This window comes from Gordonia iterans, assembly GCF_002993285.1.
GTDB lineage: Bacteria > Actinomycetota > Actinomycetes > Mycobacteriales > Mycobacteriaceae > Gordonia > Gordonia iterans.
Window position 1 is genome coordinate 2,268,920 of record NZ_CP027433.1, and the last position, 18,770, is coordinate 2,287,689.

Genomic DNA, 18,770 nt, shown 5'->3' on the forward strand with positions numbered 1-18,770 from the left:
CTTCATGAGTGACGAGACACCGAAGGTGACGCTGGACAGCGTCGAACGGGCACTCGCCGACATCGCGGCGGGCAAGGCCGTCGTGGTCGTCGACGACGAGGACCGCGAGAACGAGGGCGACCTGATCTTCGCCGCCGAGAAGGCGACACCGGAGCTGGTGGCATTCATGGTGCGCTACACGTCCGGCTATATCTGCGTCCCGCTCGAGAGCCCCGACTGCGATCGGCTCGGGCTGCCGCCGATGTACTCGGTCAACCAGGACAAGCACGGCACGGCGTACACGGTGACGGTCGACGCGCGGGAAGGGGTCGGCACCGGTATCAGCGCCGCCGACCGCGCCACGACCATCCTCAAGCTCGCCGAGCCCACGGCCCAGGCGCACGACTTCACCCGCCCCGGACACGTGGTGCCGCTGCGCGCCAAGGAGGGCGGCGTCCTGCGGCGGCCCGGACACACCGAAGCCGCCGTCGACCTGGCGCGACTCGCCGGACTGCGCCCGGCGGGCGTCATCTGCGAGATCGTCAGCCAGAAGGACGAGGGCGAGATGGCGCGCACCGACGAGCTGCGTGTCTTCGCCGACGAGCATCAACTGTCCATGATCTCCATCGCCGACCTCATCGCCTGGCGTCGCCGCAACGAGAAGCACGTCGTCCGGGTCGCCGAGGCACGAATCCCGACCGAGTACGGCGACTTCACCGCCGTCGGCTACTCGAGTCCGTACGACGACGTCGAGCACGTCGCACTGGTCAAAGGCGACGTCCTCGGTGACGGCGGCAAAGGCGAAGACGTGCTGGTCCGCGTGCACTCCGAGTGCCTCACCGGAGACGTGTTCGGTTCGCTCCGCTGCGACTGCGGCCCGCAGCTGCACGCGGCGCTGGAGGCGGTGGCGAAAGAGGGCCGCGGCGTGGTGCTCTACATGCGCGGTCACGAGGGGCGCGGCATCGGATTGCTTCACAAGCTGCAGGCCTACCAGTTGCAGGACGCCGGCGCCGACACCGTCGACGCCAACCTCGAGCTCGGGCTGCCCGCCGACGCTCGCGATTACGGGATCGGGGCGCAGATCCTGGTCGACCTCGGGATCCGCTCGATGCGTCTGCTGACGAACAACCCGGCCAAGCGCGTCGGGCTCGACGGTTACGGACTGCAGATCGTCGACCGCGTCCCGATGCCGGTGCGCGCCAACAAAGAGAATCTCCGCTACCTGCAGACCAAGCGCGACCGGATGGGGCACGACCTCACCGGTCTCGACGAGACGGTGGCGACCGCGACGAGCGACGGAGCGAACGCATGAGCGGTCACGGCGAACCCGCCCTGGAACTGGCCGATGCCGGCGTCCTGAAGGTCGCCGTCGTCGCGTCGCAATGGCACGAGGTGATCTGCACGGCGCTGCTCGACGGCGCCGTCGCCGCCGCGACGAGGGCCGGGGTCACCGATCTGACGGTGGTGCGGGTGGCCGGAGCCATCGAATTGCCGGTGATCACGCAGGCGCTCGCCAGGACTCATGACGCGGTGGTCGCCCTCGGCGTGGTGATCAAGGGCGAGACCCCGCACTTCGAATACGTCTGCGACGCCGTGACGGCCGGACTCACCCGGGTCTCGCTCGACGAGTCGACGCCGGTCGGCAACGGTGTGCTGACGACCCTGAACGAGGCGCAGGCGATCAATCGCTCCGGACTGCCTGGTTCGTCGGAAGACAAGGGCGCACAGGCCATGACAGCGGCGCTGGCCTCCGCCCTGGTGCTGCGGGAACTCTCCGCGCCATGAGCCCGACCGACGCGACACCGCCGTCGGACGGCGCCGGCGACTGGGAGTACGAGTACCGGCCCAAGGCGGTACGGAGACTGGTGGCGATCGCGATCGTCGTCGTCATCGCGATCCACGTGACCTTCGGCCTGCTCCTCGACTATTCGTACACCGGGGTGAACATCGACTGGGCGGACAAGCTGTCGCTGATCGGCGTCGGCCTGGTGATCTGCGGTGCGCTTCTGCTGCTGGTCCGACCGCGGATCCGAGTCGGCCCGCAGGGCGTCGGCGTCCTCAACCTGGTGACCGAACGGGTCTACGGCTGGGACGACGTCGTCGGGATGGACTACCCGGACAAGGCCCAGTGGGCTCGGTTGCTGTTCCCGTACGACGAGCACATCCCGGTGATGGCGATCCAGGCGCGCGACGGCGATGCGGCGGTGACGGCGATGCGGAGATTCCGGCAGGTCCAGGAGAAGTACACGGTCGGCGACCGGGGCCCGCGGAACGACCGATCCGCCTGACACGGACAGAATCTGCCCCCTGACTGTCACGATTTGGGCGGGTGCGCGGACTCCTCCGGCGATACGGTCGGAGGATGACTCGCTTCCTTCCCCGCCGAGCCCGCCCGAACACCGTCGAACGGACCATGCAGGAACTCACTGCGGGGCTGTCCGAGCTCGACATCAGACTCTTCGACGCGGTGGCGGGCTCGCCGAGCACGCTGCTCGACGAGACGATGAAGCCGCTGTCGGCCGCCGCCGACCACGGCAAGCTGTGGTTCGCGATCGCGGCGGCCCTCGGCCTGTCCGGCGAGACGTCGTTGCAGCGGGGTGCCGTCAGGGGAGTCGCCACGCTCGGTGCGGCGAGCCTGATCGCCAATCAGGTGAGCAAGCGGCTGCACCCGCGGCGGCGTCCCGACACCGCCCGGGTCAACCTGATGCGCCTGCGGCGGCAACCGACGTCGAGCTCCTTCCCGTCCGGTCACTCGGCCAGCGCTGCGGCCTTCGCGATGGGTGTGGCCGTCGAGAACCGTCCGATGGGCTACGCACTGGCCGGGCTCGCCGGTCTGGTCGGACTGTCTCGCGTCGCGACCGGCGCACATTATCCGGGCGACGTGCTGGGCGGCTTCGCGCTGGGGGCGGGCCTGGCCGTGCTGGGTGCGCAGATCGTTCCGCCGGTCGACGATCACGCGATCGTCGTGCCGCCGCCCAGTACCGTGCCTCAGCCGCCGCGCCCGCACGGTGAGGGGATGGTGATCCTGGTGAATCCGGCGTCCGGCGACGGCACCGGCGAGCGCGTGCAGGCCGAGATCGAGCGGGAACTGCCCGGCGCAGAGATCGTCGACCTGTCCCAGGTCGAGGACATCGCCGCGACTGCGCGCGAGGCGGCCGGGCGTGCGGAGGTGCTGGGTGTGGCCGGCGGGGACGGCACCGTCTCGACCGTCGCCGAGCAGGCGATCAAGGCCGACCTTCCGCTCGCGGTGTTCCCTGCGGGGACCTTCAATCACTTCGCCAAGGACATCGGCTCGGAGAAGGTCTCGGGCACGGTCGCCTCGGTCAAGGCCGGTGCGGTCACCCGCGTCGACGTCCTCTGGCTGAACGACGACCAGCTGATCCTGAACACCTCGAGCATCGGCGCCTACCCGGAGTACGTGAAAGCCCGAGAGCGCTTCCAGCACAGCGCGAGCCGTCCGATCGCGACGCTGCGGGCAGGGCTGTACGTGCTGCGTCACAGTGAGCCCGTCACCGTGACGGTGAACGGGGAGAAGGTCGAGACGCTGTTCTTCTTTCTGGGCAACGGCATGTACGGCACAGCCGGCTTCTTCCCCGGTCGGCGTACGCGGCTCGACGACGGCCTGATCGACGTCCGGTTTCTGGAGACCGGGCACCGATTCGAGACCCTCCGGCTGGCGGCCTCGCTGGTCTCCGGCCGGATCAAGGCGTCGCGCCTGTACCAGGAGGCACAGGTGCCCGCCTTCGAGATCGAATCGGCGACCCCGATCCGTGTCGCCCACGACGGTGAGGCCGGTGACGAGATGACCTCCGCGTCGTACCGCCTGGGCTACCGGGCGCTGAAGGTCTACGGCACCAGCGTCGTCGGCCGGGCCTGAGCCCAGCGCCGAGTCGGCTCCGGGCCGTTCGGTGGCGGAGGCCCGTGTCGGTGCCGACGGCTAGGCTGGATCACGTGGCCGATCCGACGACCTACCGCCCGGCACCGGGCACGATTCCGACCGCTCCCGGCGTCTACAAGTTCCGGGACGCGCACGGGCGGGTGGTCTATGTCGGCAAGGCGAAGAACCTGCGTTCGCGTCTGACGTCGTACTTCGCCGACCTGTCCGGTCTGCATCCGAGGACCCGGCAGATGGTGACCACCGCCGCTGCGGTCGAATGGACCGTCGTGGGCACCGAGGTGGAGGCCCTGCAGCTCGAATACAACTGGATCAAAGAGTTCGATCCGCGGTTCAACGTCCGGTACCGGGACGACAAGAGTTTTCCGATGCTGGCCGTCACCATGAACGAGGAGTACCCGCGCGTCTTCGTCTATCGCGGTGCCCGCAAGCCCGGCGTGCGGTACTTCGGGCCGTACGCGCACGCGTGGGCGATTCGGGAGACGGTCGACCTGCTCACGCGCGTGTTCCCGGTGCGCACCTGCTCCAACGGCGTCTTCCGCCGCAACGCGCAGATGGGCCGGCCCTGTCTGCTCGGCTACATCGACAAATGCGCCGCGCCGTGCATCGACCGGGTGAGCGCCTCGGAGCATCGCGAGATCGCCGAGGACTTCTGCGACTTCCTGGCCGGGAAGACCGATTCGCTGATGCGCCGTCTCGAGCGCGAGATGACCGTCGCCGCAGAAGATCTGGACTTCGAGCGGGCCGCGCGGCTCCGCGACGATCTCTCCGCCCTGCGGCGGGCGATGGAGAAGCAGGCCGTGGTGCTCGGCGACGGCACGGATGCCGACGTGATCGCCATGGTGGGCGACGAGTTGGAGACGTCGGTGGCGGTCTTCCACGTGCGTGACGGCCGGGTGCGCGGCGAGCGCGGGTGGGTGGTCGAGGTGCAGGAGAACGCCGCGCTCGGCGACCAGGTCGGCACCTTCCTGCTTCAGTTCTACGGCGACGAGTCCGAGATGAGTTCGGGCATTCCCCGCGAAGTCCTGGTGCCCGAGCTGCCCGACGACGCCGAGGAACTGGGCGCCTGGCTCTCCGAGCGGAGGGGCAGCCGCGTTTCGCTGCGGGTCCCGCGACGTGGCGACAAGCGGGCGCTTGCCGAGACGGTCGAGCGCAACGCAGGGGAAGCGCTGACCCGGCACAAGCTCAAACGGGCCGGTGACCTGACGACGCGGTCGGCGGCGCTCACCGAGCTGCAGGAGGCACTCGGCATGGACGACGCCCCGCTGCGCATCGAGTGCATCGACATCTCCCACGTGCAGGGCACCGACGTGGTCGCCTCGCTCGTCGTGTTCGAGGACGGGCTGCCCCGCAAATCCGATTACCGGCACTACTCGATCAAGGAGGCGGCCGGAGACGGGCGCAGCGACGACGTCGCCTCGATCGCCGAGGTGACCCGTCGCCGCTTCGTGCGGCACCGCCAGGACGATCTGCGCCCGTCGAGCGAAGATCCACGCTGCTCGAGCGGAGAGCCACGCCGGTCGAGCGGAGAGCCACGCCGGTCGAGCGGAGTCGAGACCCCGGCGGACGAGAACGGGGGGGACCTCGCACCCGAGGCGGCGATCGATCCGAGCACCGGACGGCCCCGGAGATTCGCCTATCCGCCGAATCTGTTCGTCGTGGACGGCGGTCAGCCGCAGGTCCACGCCGCGGCCGCAGTCCTGGACGAGTTAGGGGTCACCGACGTGACCGTGATCGGTCTGGCCAAACGACTGGAAGAAGTCTGGATTCCGGGCGACGATGATCCGGTGATCCTGCCACGCAATTCAGAGGCGCTCTTCCTGCTGCAGCGCGTACGGGACGAGGCGCACCGCTTCGCGATCGGCTTCCATCGCTCCAAACGCAGCAAGCGGATGACGGCGTCCGCGCTCGACGGCATCGCGGGTTTGGGCGCGACCCGGCGCACCGCGCTGGTGACGCACTTCGGCTCGGTGGCACGGCTCAAGCAGGCCGGGATCGATGAGATCGCCGAAGTTCCGGGTATCGGCATCACCACGGCGCGCAGCGTCTACGAGGCACTGCACCCGGACGCCGGACTCGAGGCGGTCTCCGCGGCGGGACCGACCAGTACAGAGAGGACTGCACAGTGACCGATCCCGAGGGGGCGACCACCACCGTCTTGTTCGTCACCGGCATGTCCGGCGCGGGCCGGACCTCGGTCGCCAACGTCCTGGAGGACGACGGCTGGTACGTCGCCGACAATGTCCCGGTGTCGGTGATCGCTCAGGTGGTCGACGGCGTGCGCACCAGTGAGCTCGGCGCGCAGAAGATCGCCATGGTGGTCCGCCCGACCGGGCCCACCTTCGCCGAGGATCTCGCGCAGCTGCGCGGCGACCTGGCCGACGGCGGTGCCCACACCAACCTGCTCTTCGTCGACGCCTCCGACCCGGTGCTGATCCGCCGGTTCGAACAGGTGCGGCGCAGGCATCCACTCCAGGGCAGCGGCACCCTCTCGGAGGGGATCGACGCCGAGCGCGAAATGCTCGCGGGCGTGCGCGCCGACGCCGAAACCGTGATCGACACGTCGGATCTGTCCGCGACCCGGCTGCGCAGCATGGTGGCCAACGCGTTCCCCTCCAAGACGGGGCAGGGCCTCACGATCGCGGTGCAGTCGTTCGGTTTCAAGTACGGTCTGCCGATCGACTGCGACTTGGTCGCCGACGTCCGCTTTCTGCCGAATCCGTACTGGATTCCCGAATTGCGCGATCACAACGGCCGAGAGGCACCGGTGCGCGACTACGTGCTCGGCCAGCCGGACGCCTCGGAGTACCTGCGCCGGTACGTCGAGCTCGTCGACATCGTGGCCCGGGGCTACCTGCGAGAAGGCAAGGGCTACATGACGATCGGCATCGGATGCACGGGCGGCAAACACCGCAGCGTGGCGATGACCGAGGAACTGAAACGACGGCTGGCCGCGGAGACCGATGACGACGGGCGCCCCCGGTACGAGGTGCAGTCCACGCACCGCGATCTGGGGCGCGAATGAGCGCGCCGCCGCCCGCGGACCTGCGGCACAGCAGTCTGAAGCACGACGGTCTGAAGGCCGTGGCGCTGGGCGGCGGTCACGGGCTCTACAACACGCTCACCGCCCTGCGGTATCTGACTCCCGCGGTGACCGCCGTGGTCACGGTCGCCGACGACGGCGGCTCGTCCGGCCGGTTGCGCCGCGAACTCGACCGGATCCCGCCCGGCGACCTGCGGATGGCGCTGGCCGCCCTCATGTCGGCGCCGGCCGCGCTCGACGACCTCGCCGCCACGGACCCCGCCGCCGCCCAGCGGCACTCCCGCTGGGCGGCGATCCTGCAGCACCGGTTCGGCGGAAGCGGCGCGCTGGCCGGACATCCGGTGGGCAACCTGCTCCTCGCCGGGGTCGACGAATTCACCGACGATCTGGTCGGAGCGCTGGACTCGCTGGTGGAATTGTTCGGGATCGACGGCCGCGTGCTCCCGATGGCGACCGAGCCGCTGGTGATCGAGGCCGACGTCACCGGACTGGAGGAGGATCCGCGTCTCGGCCGGGTGATCCGGGGGCAGGTGGCGGTGGCCACGACGCCCGGAGTGGTTCGGCGGGTGCGGGTCACCCCGCCGGCGCCGGCCCCGTGCCGGGAAGCCGTGGAAGCGATCCAGGCTGCCGACGTGGTGACGCTCGGGCCCGGTTCCTGGTTCTCCAGCGTGATCCCCCACGTGCTGGTCCCGGAACAGCTGACTGCGCTGCGGGAGACCGCGGCCCGCAAGATCCTGTTCGTGAACCTGGCGAACGAACCGGGGGAGACCACCGGCTTCTCCGTCGAACGGCACCTGCATGTGCTGGCGGCTCATGCGGACTCGCTGCAGGTCGACGACATCGTCGTCGATGCGCCGTCGGTGCCCGCGGGCCGCGAGCGCGAGCATCTGGAGCGCACGGCCCGCCAGTTCGGCGCCCGACTGCGCGTCGCAGACCTGGCGGTGCCGGGCCAGAACGTCCACGATCCGCTGAAGTCCGCGGTGACGGTGGACCGCCTTCTGGCAGATTCGGGCAGTACCTGACCTCGCGGTAACGTGGAACAGGTGGTGCCCGCCCTGCGCCGGTCGCGAGACGGCGATCGTGACGGGCGCGGGAACGTGACTAGAGGAGGTTCGGCGAGTTGGCCATGACAGGAGCGGTCAAGGACGAGTTGAGTCGTCTGTCGGTTCCGCAGCACAGCTGCCGGAAGGCCGAGGTCTCAGCGCTCCTGCGCTTCGCCGGTGGGCTGCACATCGTGGCCGGCCGGGTGGTGGTGGAGGCCGAGGTGGATCTCGGCAACGTCGCCCGACGACTTCGTCACGAGATCCACGACCTGTTCGGCTATCCGTCGGAGGTCCACGTCCTGCGCTCGGGCGGACTGCGCAAGAGCTCCCGCTACATCGTGCGGGTGAGCAAGGACGGCGAGGCTCTCGCCCGCCAGACCGGTCTGCTCGATTCGCGCGGCCGACCGGTGCGCGGCCTGCCCGCTCAGGTGGTCGGCGGCAGCGTGGGCGATGCCGAGGCCGCGTGGCGCGGAGCCTTTCTGGCGCACGGCTCGTTGACCGAGCCGGGACGGTCGTCATCGCTGGAGGTCAGCTGCCCCGGGCCGGAGGCTGCGCTCGCACTCGTCGGCGCGGCCCGGCGGCTCGGCGTGGCCGCCAAGGCGCGTGAGGTGCGCGGCAGCGACCGCGTGGTGATCCGCGACGGCGAGGCGATCGGCGCGCTGCTCACCCGAATGGGCGCGCAGGAGACGCGTCTGGTGTGGGAGGAGCGCCGGATGCGGCGCGAGGTCCGTGCCACGGCCAACCGGCTGGCGAACTTCGACGATGCGAATCTGCGGCGGTCCGCCCGGGCTGCGGTCGCCGCCGCCGCCCGGGTCGAACGTGCGCTGGAGATCCTCGGCGACGACGTGCCCGAGCACCTGGTGACCGCCGGACGCCTCCGCGTCGAACATCGTCAGGCCTCGCTGGAGGAGCTCGGTCAGCTCGCCGATCCGCAGATGACGAAGGACGCGGTGGCGGGCCGCATCCGCCGCCTGCTGTCCATGGCGGACAAGAAGGCGCGGGCCGAAGGGCTGCCCGACACCGAGTCCGCGGTGACGCCGGAACTGCTCGACGAAGCGTGATCGACACGCATCGACGACGCATCGACGACGCATCAGCCCCTAACGGTGTCACGATCGGGCCGGGCCATTAGGCTGGATCCCAGTGGGCCGGACCAACCCTCCCGGCTCTTCACCCATGGCTAAGGAGCTCATTGTGACTGTTCGGGTAGGCATCAACGGATTCGGCCGGATCGGCCGGAACTTCTTCCGTGCCGTGCTGGCGCAGAATGCGGCCGGCACCTCCGACATCGAGATCGTCGCGGTCAACGATCTGACCGACATCAACACCCTTGCCCACCTGCTGAAGTTCGACACCATCCTGGGCCGCCTGCCCGAAGACGTCAGCGTCGACGGCGACACCATCGTGGTGGGCGACAAGCGCATCAAGGCGCTGGCCATCAAGGAGGGCCCGGCGGCGCTGCCGTGGGGCGAGCTGGGCGTCGACGTCGTCGTCGAGTCGACCGGCATCTTCACGTCGCGAGACAAGGCCCAGGGCCATCTGGACGCCGGGGCCAAGAAGGTCATCATCTCGGCGCCGGCCAGCGGCGAGGACATCACCATCGTGATGGGCGTCAACGACGACCTCTACGACGGCAGCCAGAACATCATCTCGAACGCGTCGTGCACCACCAACTGCCTGGCGCCCTTCGCCAAGGTCCTGCACGACAACTTCGGCATCAAGCAGGGCCTGATGACCACCGTGCACGCCTACACGCAGGATCAGAACCTGCAGGACGCCCCGCACAAGGACCTGCGTCGTGCCCGCGCCGCCGCGGTCAACATCGTCCCGACCTCCACCGGCGCCGCCAAGGCCATCGCACTGGTGCTCCCGGAGCTCAAGGGCAAGCTCGACGGCTACGCCCTGCGTGTGCCGATCCCCACCGGTTCGGTCACCGACCTCACCGTGGAGCTCGAGAAGGAAGCGACCGCCGAAGAGATCAACGCCGCGATGAAGGCCGCTGCCGACGGGCCGATGAAGGGCATCCTGAAGTACTACGACGAGCCCATCGTCTCCAGTGACATCGTCACCGATCCGCACTCGTCGCTGGTCGACGCCGGGCTGACCAAGGTCATCGGCAACCAGGCGAAGGTGGTCTCCTGGTACGACAACGAGTGGGGCTACTCGAACCGCCTCGCCGATCTGATCACCCTCGTCGGCAAGTCGCTCTGACGCCCATGTCTGTACGCACTCTCAAAGACCTTCTCGCCGAAGGTGTTTCGGGCCGAGGCGTGCTGGTCCGCTCGGACTTCAACGTGCCGCTCGACGGCGGTGAGATCACCGACCCGGGCCGCATCCTGGCGAGCGTCCCGACGCTGAGTCAGCTGGTCGACGCCGGCGCGAAGGTGATCGTCACCGCGCATCTGGGCCGTCCGAAGGGCGAGCCGGACCCCGCGCTGTCCCTGGCCCCGGTCGCCGCGCGCCTCTCGCAGGAACTGGGCCGCAACGTCCAGCTGGCCGCTGACGTGGTCGGCTCCGATGCCCTCGCGAGGGCAGAGGGCCTGACCGACGGCGACGTGCTGCTGCTGGAGAACATCCGGTTCGATCCGCGGGAGACCGCCAAGGACGACGCCGAACGCGCCAAGCTCGCCCGTGACTTGGTGGAGCTCGTCGGCGACGACGGCGCATTCGTCTCGGACGGCTTCGGCGTGGTGCATCGCAAGCAGGCCTCGGTCTACGACGTCGCCGAGCTGCTGCCCGCCTACGCCGGCGACTTGGTCGCCACCGAGGTCGACGTGCTCAAGCGCATCACCTCGGAGGTGGAGCACCCGTACGCAGTGGTGCTCGGCGGTTCGAAGGTGTCCGACAAGCTCGCTGTGATCGAGGCGCTGGCCCCCAAGGTCGACACCCTGGTGATCGGCGGAGGCATGGCCTTCACCTTCATCAAGGCGCAGGGCAGCCCCGTGGGCGACTCGCTGCTGCAGGAAGACATGATCGACACGTGCCGGGACCTGCTGGACAGGTTCGGCGACGTGATCCATCTGCCGCACGACATCGTCGTCGCCGACAAGTTCGCCGCCGACGCCGAGACGTCGATCGCGTTCACCCGCGACGGGTTCACCGAGGGCATGGGACTGGACATCGGTCCGGGCACCGTGGAGCGCTTCTCCGCAGTCCTCGGCGGCGCCAAGACGGTGTTCTGGAACGGGCCGATGGGCGTCTTCGAGTTCGAGAAGTTCTCGACCGGCACCCGGGGCGTCGCCGAGGCGATCGCCGCGGCGACGCAGGACGGCGCCTTCAGCGTGGTCGGCGGCGGCGACTCGGCGGCCGCGGTGCGCTCGTTCGGGCTCCCCGACAGCGCCTTCTCGCACATCTCCACCGGTGGCGGCGCCTCCCTGGAGTACCTCGAAGGCAAGGAACTGCCGGGTCTGGCGGTTCTGGAGACGGAAGGCTGAAGATGACGGATTCGACCGACGCCGCGCGAGGCGGCCGACGCAAGCCGCTCATGGCGGGCAACTGGAAGTGCAACCTCAACCACTTCGAGGCGATCGCCCTGGTGCAGAAGGTGGCCTTTGCGCTGCCGGAGAAGTACTACGACAAGGTCGACGTGACCGTGCTGGTGCCGTTCACCGACATCCGCAGCGTGCAGACCGTCGTCGACGGCGACAAGCTGCTGCTGACGTACGGTGCGCAGGATCTCTCGGAGCACGATTCCGGGGCCTACACCGGTGAGATCAGCGGGGCCTTCCTGGAGAAGCTCGGCTGCACCTTCGTCGCCGTCGGACACTCCGAGCGTCGTACCCTGCACGGGGAGACCGACGAGATCGTCCTGTCGAAGACCAAGGCGGCGCTCCGGCACAACCTGACCCCTATCGTGTGCATCGGCGAGGGGCTGGAAGTCCGCGAAGCAGGCGGACACGTCGCGTACAACGTCGAGCAGATCAAGGCGTCGCTGGCCGGGCTGTCGGCCGGGGAGATCGCCAAGACCGTGGTGGCCTACGAGCCGGTGTGGGCCATCGGCACCGGTCGGGTCGCGAGCGCACAGGACGCTCAGGAAGTGTGCGCCGCCGTGCGCGGCGCCATCGCCGAGATCGCCGACGAGGCGACCGCGGCCGGCCTGCGGATCCTGTACGGGGGCAGCGTCAACGCCAAGAACGCGGCGGAGATCGTCAGTCAGAACGACGTCGACGGCGCGCTGGTAGGCGGCGCGTCGCTCAAGGCGGACGAGTTCGCTCAGCTCGCGGCGATCGCCGCGGGCGGGCCGCTGCTCTGATCGGCCGAACCATCGCGTAGACTGTGGCAGGTTGCCTGGAGTTCTCCCGTGAACTCCGGTGACCTGCCACAGTTCACTTGACCGAACGGATCCATCCCTCGTGACTCTCGCGCTCAACATCGGCCTGATCATCACCAGCCTGCTGCTGATCGTTCTGGTGCTGCTGCATCGCGGCAAGGGAGGCGGTCTCTCCTCGCTGTTCGGCGGCGGCGTCCAGTCCAGCCTCTCCGGCTCGTCCGTGGTGGAGAAGAACCTCGACCGGATCACCATCTTCGTCGGCATCGTCTGGCTGATCTTCATCGTCGGCGTGGGCCTGGACATCAAGTACTCCTGACCCAGCGACACTCGGTGATCCGGTACGCCTGGCGCGTACCGGATCTGTTGTCTTTCGAAGAGTGAACATTCGCTTGGACGCACACGCGGTGGGCGGCGATACTTGGTGGCATGCAACCAGACTCGCGCGCTTCCGCTGATCCCGCCGACGTAGTCGCACGGGCGGTCTCGACACCGATGATCGAGCACATCCTGGTCGACGACACCGGACGTGCCGCCACTGAGCCGCTCCGCGAGGACATCCGATTTCTCGGCGGCCTGCTGGGCGAGGTGATCAAGGCCCATGCCGGGCCGGAGACTTTCGCGCTGGTAGAGAACTCGCGGCGCGATGCGTTCGCGATCCGGTATTCGGAGATCACTCGCGACGACCTGGCCGGCCGCTACACCGCGCCGTCGGTGCGGGAACTGATGCCGGTGATCCGCGCGTTCTCCAACTTCGCGCTGCTGGCGAATCTCGCCGAAGACCTGCATCGGGAGCGGAGGCGCCGCATCCATCTGCGGGCCGGCGATCCGCCGGTGCCGTCGAGTCTGGAGGCCACCTTCACGGCGCTGGCGGGCGCGCAGCTGGCCGACGGCGAGGTGGGTGCCTCGCTGGCGCATGCCGCTGTGGTTCCGGTCATCACCGCCCACCCGACCGAGACGCGGCGGCGCAGCGTCTTCGAGGCGCAGAACCGGATCACCGAACTGATGCGGACGCGGGCCCGAACGGAACTCACGCCTGCCGAACAACAGGGACTGGACCGGGAGATCTCCGAGCAGATCCTGAGGCTCTGGCAGACGGCGCTGATCCGGCTGCGCAGGCTGACGATCTCCGACGAGATCACCACCGGTCTGCGCTACTACGACGCCTCCTTCTTCCAGGTGATCCCGAACCTCAACCGCGACGTGCGGGCAGCGCTCACCGGCGCCTATCCCGGGTCGGGACTCGAAGATCTGTCGATGATCCGGATGGGTTCGTGGATCGGCGGCGACCGTGACGGAAACCCGTACGTGACCGGCGCGGTGGTCACCGAGGCGACCACCGCCGCCGCCGTCACAGCGATGCGCCACCACCTCGACGAGCTGACCCTGCTGCGTCAGGAGCTGGCCATGTCGGCACGACTGGTGCCGCCGATCACGGAGGGGCTGCGCGCACTCAGCGGGGCGGTGCCGGAGGACGACGACGAACCGTTCCGGTCGGCGCTGCGCACGGTGCAGGCCCGCCTGGTCGCGACGATGCTCGAGCTGCTCGGCCCGGAGTACCTGTCGGCGACCGAGATGTCATGGGTCCAGGGGCATCCGGTGTATGCCGATCCGGCCGAACTGCTGGCCGACCTCGACACCGTCGACGGGGCGCTGCGGGCCGTGGTCGACGACGTCATCGCCGACAACCGGCTCGGTGCACTTCGAGAAGCCGTGCGCACCTTCGGTTTCCACCTCTCGGGCCTCGACATGCGGCAGAACTCCGAGACCCACGAGGAGGTGGTCTCCGAACTCCTGAGATGGGCCGGCGTATGCGACGACTACACCGCGCTCGGCGAAGCGGACCGGGTCGCACTGCTGTCGGCCGAGCTCACCTCGCGGCGGCCGCTCACCGGTCCGGACTCCGAGCTCAGCGACCTCGCGGTCAAGGAGCTCGGCGTCGTACGTGCGGCGGCCCAGGCGGTTCGGCGTTTCGGTCCGGAGGCGGTGCCGACGTACATCATCAGCATGTGTCAGTCGGTCTCGGACATGCTCGAGGCGATGATTCTGTTGAAAGAGGCGGGGCTGTACGAATTGGACGGCGACGGGATGCCGTCGTGCACGGTTCGAGTGGCGCCGCTGTTCGAGACCATCGAAGACCTGCAGGCCGGTGCCGGGATCATCACGGCGGCACTGGAACTCCCGTTCTACCGGGCCATGATCGACGGCAGTGACTCCGACTGCGCGCCCGGTTCCCGGCGCGGGCAGCAGGGCGCGCAGGAGGTGATGCTCGGCTACTCGGACTCGAACAAGGACGGCGGCTACCTCGCGGCGAACTGGGCGCTGTACCGCGCCGAACTCGATCTGGTGGCGGCGGCGAAGGAGGCCGGCATCACGCTGCGCCTGTTCCACGGGCGCGGCGGTACGGTCGGTCGGGGAGGCGGGCCCAGCTACGACGCGATCCTCGCGCAGCCGCCGGGCGCCGTGCAGGGTGCTCTCCGGCTCACCGAGCAGGGCGAGATCATCGCGGCCAAGTACGCCGAACCCGTCGGTGCGCGACGGAACTTGGAGACGCTCCTGGCTGCGACCCTGGAGTCCACACTCCTGGACACCGAGGGGCTCGGCGACGACTCCCAGGAGGCGTACGCGGTGCTCGACGAGCTCGCCGCACTGGCCCGTGAGGCCTACAGCGAACTGGTGCACCGGACCCCGGGATTCGTGGAGTACTTCACCGATTCCACACCGTTGTCGGAGATCGGCGCGCTGAACATCGGCAGCCGTCCGACGTCGCGCAAGCAGACCACCGCGATCTCGGACCTGCGGGCGATTCCCTGGGTGCTCTCGTGGACGCAATGCCGCGTGATGCTGCCCGGGTGGTACGGCACCGGCAGCGCCTTCGCCCAGTGGATCGGCGACGACCCCGACCGCCTCGCACTCCTGTCCGACTATTACCGGCGGTGGCCGTTCTTCCGCTCGGTGATGAGCAACATGGCGCAGGTGCTGGCCAAGTCCGACATGGGCCTGGCGGCCCGGTATGCGGAGCTGGTCCCCGACGCGGCCCTGCGTGAGCGTGTGTTCACGATGATCGCCGTCGAGCACGCACGCACCCTCGACATGTACCGCAGGATCGCCGGCACCGACGACCTGCTGGCCGACAACGACGCCCTCAAACGTTCGGTCCACAACCGGTTCCCGTACCTCGAGCCGCTGAACCTGATGCAGATCGAGCTGCTCAAGCGCTTCCGCGGCGGTGAGGACACCGGCGAGATCCGGCGGGCTATCCAGCTCACGATGAACGGGCTGGCGACGGCGCTGCGCAACAGCGGTTAGCCGACGTCCTCAGGATCGCCGAAGCCGCTCAGTCCGGCAGCCCCGCCGCGGCGGCGCGGTCGAGGAACCACAGCGTGCGTTCGGTGCCGTGCGCTCCGGCACACGGCCAGTCGGCGCGGTCGGCGCCGGTGTGCGCGGCTGCCACCGCCTCGGCCTTCTCCGCACCGGACACCAGGAACCACACCTCGCGGGAACGGTTCACCACGGGGAAGGTGAGGGTGATCCGGCGCGGCGGCGGCTTCGGCGATTCGGTCACCGCGACCACCGGGGCCGACTCCTCGGCCGTCGCCGCCGTGTGCGGGAACAGTGAGTTGATGTGGCCCTCGCCGCCCATGCCCAGGAGGTGGACGTCGAAGACCAGATCCGGTGCGATCAGCGCCGCGTAGGCATGGGCCGCGGCTTCGATGTCGTCGCCGTGGACGCCGTCGGAGGCGGGCATGGCGTGGACCCTCTCGGGCGCGATCGAAACGTGATCGAGCAGCGCCTCCCGGGCCTGGACGTAGTTGCGCTCCGGGTCTCCTTCGGGGAGGAAGCGCTCGTCTCCCCAATACAGTTCCACGCGAGACCAGTCCACCGACGACGGGTCCCGGGCGAGCGTTGCCAGCAGACCGATGCCGTTCGACCCGCCGGTCAGGGCGACGCGAGCCACCCCGCGCCCGGTCTGCGCAAGGCGCACCGCATCGGCGAAGCGCTGCGCGGCGGTGGTGACGCGGACGACGTCGTCGTCGAAGATCAGTGTCTCGAGCTCGCTCATGGCGGGTACCTCAGATCTCGTGAATGGCGCCGGAAAGACCTTCCAGCGCAGCGTGATACACGTCGTCGGCATCGAGACGACGCAGTTCTTCGGCCAGGCACTCGGCGGTGTTGCGGCGTTTGAAGACCGCACGGCCGTCGGGATGGCCGGGGGAGCGGAGCAGACCCCCGAGCTTGTCGAGCGTCATCTCCAGAACGCCGTCCGGGCGCTCCAGTACCACCTGCCACCGGCCCGTGCCGCGCCGAACCGGCACGTCCAGGCAGTGCGCGAGCCAGCCCGCGAACAAGTCGACCGCCGGATTCCCGGCGGGACCGGTGATGCTCGCCGAGATCACCGGCAGATGCGGAGGACGATCCAGCGCGGATACCAGGATGGCCCGCCACGGGGTGATCGCCGACCACGCGAGATCGGTGTCGCCCGGGCTGTAGCCCAGCCGTCGTGCGGCCAGAAAAGACGCCGGGTCCGGCGCGTGACGAGCGTCGGTGATGCGCCGGGACGCCAAGCGGCCCAACCGATCCGCTGATGGACGGTCGGGCGCGCGGCCGGGCCACCACGTCACCACCGGAGTGTCGGGCAGCAGGAACGGCGTCACCACGGAGTGCGCGTGCTCGGAGAGCTCGCCGAACAGCGCCAACAGCACCACCTCGGAGGCTCCGGCGTCGCCGCCGACCCGGATCTCCGCGTCCAAGCGCGTCTGCTCGTCCCGTTCTCCGCGGATCACCACGATCACGCGGCACGGATGTTCCCGGCTCGCCTCGTTGGCCACCTCGACCGCGGTCTCGGCGACCTCCCCCGGCTCGGTGTCGATGATCAGGGTGAGCACCCGGCCGACGGTCACCTCGCCGCCGGTGTTGCGCATCCGCACCAGCTTCTTGCTGACCTCCTGGGTGGAGGTGTCGGGCAGATCGACGATCATCGGGGCTCCCTTCGCCTGGCGGGCGGAGTCACGGCCGGCGCCAGGCCCGGCCGGTCCGCTCCATCATCTCGTCGGCCGACTCCGGTCCCCAGGTTCCGGCCTCATAGGTCTCCGGGCGGCCCGATGCCGCCCATTCGTCCAGGACGGGGTCCAGGATGGACCAGCTCAATTCGACTTCCTCGTTCACCGGGAACAGCGACGGCTCGCCGAGCAGGACGTCGAGCAGCAGTCGCTCGTAGGCCTCCGGGGAGCTGACCGTGAAGGCCTCGCCGTAGCTGAAGTCCATGTTGACGTCGCGCACCTCCATGCTGGTGCTCGGCACCTTGGAGCCGAAGCGGAGGTTGACGCCCTCGTCCGGCTGGATCCGGATCACCATCGCGTTCTGGCCGAGTTCGGCGGTCATCGAATCGTCGAACGGCAGATGCGGCGCCCGCTTGAACACGAGCGCGATCTCGGTGACGCGCTTGCCCAGCCGCTTGCCGGTGCGGAGGAAGAACGGCACACCCGCCCAGCGGCGCGTGTCCACCTCGACGGCGATCGCGGCATAGGTCTCCGTCGTCGAATCGGGCGAGAAGCCCTCCTCGAGCAGACCGGGGACCTGCTCGGATCCCTGCCAGCCGGGTCCGTACTGACCACGTGCGGAGTTCTCGGAGATCGGTGCGATGTTTCGCGTCGACGAGAGCACCTTGATCTTCTCGGCCTGCAGTTCCCGTGGAGAGAACGAGACCGGCTCCTCCATCGCGATCAGCGCCAGCAATTGGAGCAGGTGGTTCTGGATGACGTCACGAGCGGCGCCGATGCCGTCGTAGTAACCGGCGCGGCCGCCCAGCCCGATGTCCTCGGCCATGGTGATCTGGACGTGATCGATGTAGTGACTGTTCCAGAGCGGCTCGAACAACTGGTTCGCGAATCGCAGCGCGAGGATGTTCTGGACGGTCTCCTTGCCCAGGTAGTGATCGATGCGAAACACCGACTCCTCGGGGAACACACTGTTCACCAGGGTGTTGAGCTCACGTGCCGATTCCAGGTCATGGCCGAACGGCTTCTCGATCACCACGCGCTGCCAGGTGTCGGGGTCCTCCGAGGTGGCCATCCCGGTACGCCGCAGCTGGCTGAGCACGGTGGGGAAGGCCTTCGGCGGAATCGCCAGGTAGAAGGCGTGATTGCCGTCGGTGCCGCGTTCACGGTCCAGTTGCGCCAGGGTCTCGCGCAACTGGTCGAAGGCAACATCGTCCTCGAACGCCCCCTCGACGAACCGGATGCCCTCGGCCAGCTTGGCCCACTGCTCCTCGCGGAAGCCGGTGCGGGAGCGCTCCTCGACGTCCTTCTTGACGAACTCGGCGAAGTCCTGGTGGTCCCATTCCCGGCGTGCGAAGCCGACCAGCGCGAAACTGGGCGGCAGCAGGCCGCGATTGGCGAGGTCGTAGATCGCCGGCATCAGCTTGCGCCGGGAGAGGTCGCCGGTGATGCCGAAGATCACCAGCGCCGAGGGCCCGGCGATATGCGGGAGCCTCCGGTCGGCGGGATCACGGAGCGGATTGGTCCATCCGCCGGAGGCCGGCAT

General features: G+C 69.0%; 16 protein-coding genes. 13 read left to right on the forward strand and 3 right to left on the reverse strand.

All coding sequences use genetic code 11. From position 1 onward, the window contains the following. Positions 1–4: 4 nt before the first annotated feature. The 13 genes from C6V83_RS10405 to ppc all read left to right on the forward strand — a co-directional run bounded on the left by C6V83_RS10405 (position 5) and on the right by ppc (position 15,536). Positions 5–1,291: a bifunctional 3,4-dihydroxy-2-butanone-4-phosphate synthase/GTP cyclohydrolase II gene (locus tag C6V83_RS10405; protein ID WP_105943864.1), complete on the forward strand. Its 1,287-nt coding sequence runs from the start codon at positions 5–7 to the stop codon at positions 1,289–1,291. After that, complete coding sequence (gene ribH / locus C6V83_RS10410; RefSeq protein ID WP_105942336.1) at positions 1,288–1,764, forward strand: 6,7-dimethyl-8-ribityllumazine synthase; 477 nt, start codon at positions 1,288–1,290, stop codon at positions 1,762–1,764. Before C6V83_RS10405 ends, ribH begins: the two co-directional genes overlap by 4 nt. Next, positions 1,761–2,267: a PH domain-containing protein gene (locus C6V83_RS10415; protein ID WP_105942337.1), complete on the forward strand. Its 507-nt coding sequence runs from the start codon at positions 1,761–1,763 to the stop codon at positions 2,265–2,267. The genes ribH and C6V83_RS10415 overlap by 4 nt, the downstream gene beginning before the upstream one ends. 74 nt (positions 2,268–2,341) lie before the next feature. Then, positions 2,342–3,856: a bifunctional phosphatase PAP2/diacylglycerol kinase family protein gene (locus C6V83_RS10420; RefSeq protein WP_105942338.1), complete on the forward strand. Its 1,515-nt coding sequence runs from the start codon at positions 2,342–2,344 to the stop codon at positions 3,854–3,856. A 74-nt stretch (positions 3,857–3,930) separates the two neighbouring features. Next, complete coding sequence (gene uvrC, locus C6V83_RS10425; protein ID WP_105942339.1) at positions 3,931–6,003, forward strand: excinuclease ABC subunit UvrC; 2,073 nt, start codon at positions 3,931–3,933, stop codon at positions 6,001–6,003. Beyond that, a complete protein-coding gene (rapZ, locus tag C6V83_RS10430) occupies positions 6,000–6,899 on the forward strand; it encodes an RNase adapter RapZ (RefSeq protein WP_105942340.1) in 900 nt (299 codons plus the stop codon). The genes uvrC and rapZ overlap by 4 nt, the downstream gene beginning before the upstream one ends. Next, positions 6,896–7,939 carry a gluconeogenesis factor YvcK family protein gene (locus tag C6V83_RS10435; protein ID WP_105942341.1) on the forward strand — a complete coding sequence of 348 codons (1,044 nt, stop codon included), beginning with the start codon at positions 6,896–6,898 and terminating at the stop codon, positions 7,937–7,939. The genes rapZ and C6V83_RS10435 overlap by 4 nt, the downstream gene beginning before the upstream one ends. A 98-nt stretch (positions 7,940–8,037) precedes the next feature. Beyond that, complete coding sequence (gene whiA / locus C6V83_RS10440; RefSeq protein ID WP_105942342.1) at positions 8,038–9,021, forward strand: DNA-binding protein WhiA; 984 nt, start codon at positions 8,038–8,040, stop codon at positions 9,019–9,021. A gap of 133 nt (positions 9,022–9,154) precedes the next feature. Then, on the forward strand, positions 9,155–10,171 hold the full coding sequence (gene gap / locus C6V83_RS10445) for a type I glyceraldehyde-3-phosphate dehydrogenase (protein WP_105942343.1): 1,017 nt from the start codon (positions 9,155–9,157) through the stop codon (positions 10,169–10,171). A gap of 5 nt (positions 10,172–10,176) precedes the next feature. Further along, positions 10,177–11,394, forward strand: coding sequence for a phosphoglycerate kinase (locus C6V83_RS10450; protein WP_105942344.1), 1,218 nt, complete (start codon positions 10,177–10,179; stop codon positions 11,392–11,394). A gap of 2 nt (positions 11,395–11,396) precedes the next feature. Then, positions 11,397–12,212 (forward strand): triose-phosphate isomerase, encoded by an 816-nt coding sequence (gene tpiA / locus C6V83_RS10455; RefSeq protein ID WP_105942345.1) that lies wholly within the window; start codon positions 11,397–11,399, stop codon positions 12,210–12,212. A 100-nt stretch (positions 12,213–12,312) separates the two neighbouring features. Then, positions 12,313–12,546 (forward strand): preprotein translocase subunit SecG, encoded by a 234-nt coding sequence (secG, locus tag C6V83_RS10460; RefSeq protein WP_105942346.1) that lies wholly within the window; start codon positions 12,313–12,315, stop codon positions 12,544–12,546. Between the two features lie 110 nt (positions 12,547–12,656). After that, positions 12,657–15,536 (forward strand): phosphoenolpyruvate carboxylase, encoded by a 2,880-nt coding sequence (gene ppc, locus C6V83_RS10465; protein WP_105942347.1) that lies wholly within the window; start codon positions 12,657–12,659, stop codon positions 15,534–15,536. A gap of 28 nt (positions 15,537–15,564) precedes the next feature. Here the strand turns inward: ppc and pgl are convergent, their stop codons facing one another. Genes pgl through zwf form a run of 3 tightly spaced genes read right to left on the reverse strand, consistent with a single transcriptional unit; the run spans position 15,565 to position 18,770 of the window. Then, positions 15,565–16,290: a 6-phosphogluconolactonase gene (pgl, locus tag C6V83_RS10470; protein WP_105942348.1), complete on the reverse strand. Its 726-nt coding sequence runs from the start codon at positions 16,288–16,290 to the stop codon at positions 15,565–15,567. Positions 16,291–16,300: 10 nt separating this feature from the next. After that, complete coding sequence (locus C6V83_RS10475; RefSeq protein WP_105942349.1) at positions 16,301–17,206, reverse strand: glucose-6-phosphate dehydrogenase assembly protein OpcA; 906 nt, start codon at positions 17,204–17,206, stop codon at positions 16,301–16,303. Positions 17,207–17,234: 28 nt separating this feature from the next. Next, a complete protein-coding gene (gene zwf, locus C6V83_RS10480; protein WP_105942350.1) occupies positions 17,235–18,770 on the reverse strand; it encodes a glucose-6-phosphate dehydrogenase in 1,536 nt (511 codons plus the stop codon).

Coding starts and splice junctions, on each gene's coding strand:
- C6V83_RS10475 (WP_105942349.1), bottom strand. CDS start 17,206: ATGATCGTCGATCTGCCCGACACCTCCACCCAGGAGGTCAGCAAGAAG.
- pgl (WP_105942348.1), bottom strand. CDS start 16,290: ATGAGCGAGCTCGAGACACTGATCTTCGACGACGACGTCGTCCGCGTC.
- C6V83_RS10420 (WP_105942338.1), top strand. CDS start 2,342: ATGACTCGCTTCCTTCCCCGCCGAGCCCGCCCGAACACCGTCGAACGG.
- C6V83_RS10415 (WP_105942337.1), top strand. CDS start 1,761: ATGAGCCCGACCGACGCGACACCGCCGTCGGACGGCGCCGGCGACTGG.
- ribH (WP_105942336.1), top strand. CDS start 1,288: ATGAGCGGTCACGGCGAACCCGCCCTGGAACTGGCCGATGCCGGCGTC.
- zwf (WP_105942350.1), bottom strand. CDS start 18,770: ATGCCGGCCTCCGGCGGATGGACCAATCCGCTCCGTGATCCCGCCGAC.
- ppc (WP_105942347.1), top strand. CDS start 12,657: ATGCAACCAGACTCGCGCGCTTCCGCTGATCCCGCCGACGTAGTCGCA.
- C6V83_RS10435 (WP_105942341.1), top strand. CDS start 6,896: ATGAGCGCGCCGCCGCCCGCGGACCTGCGGCACAGCAGTCTGAAGCAC.
- C6V83_RS10450 (WP_105942344.1), top strand. CDS start 10,177: ATGTCTGTACGCACTCTCAAAGACCTTCTCGCCGAAGGTGTTTCGGGC.
- C6V83_RS10405 (WP_105943864.1), top strand. CDS start 5: ATGAGTGACGAGACACCGAAGGTGACGCTGGACAGCGTCGAACGGGCA.
- tpiA (WP_105942345.1), top strand. CDS start 11,397: ATGACGGATTCGACCGACGCCGCGCGAGGCGGCCGACGCAAGCCGCTC.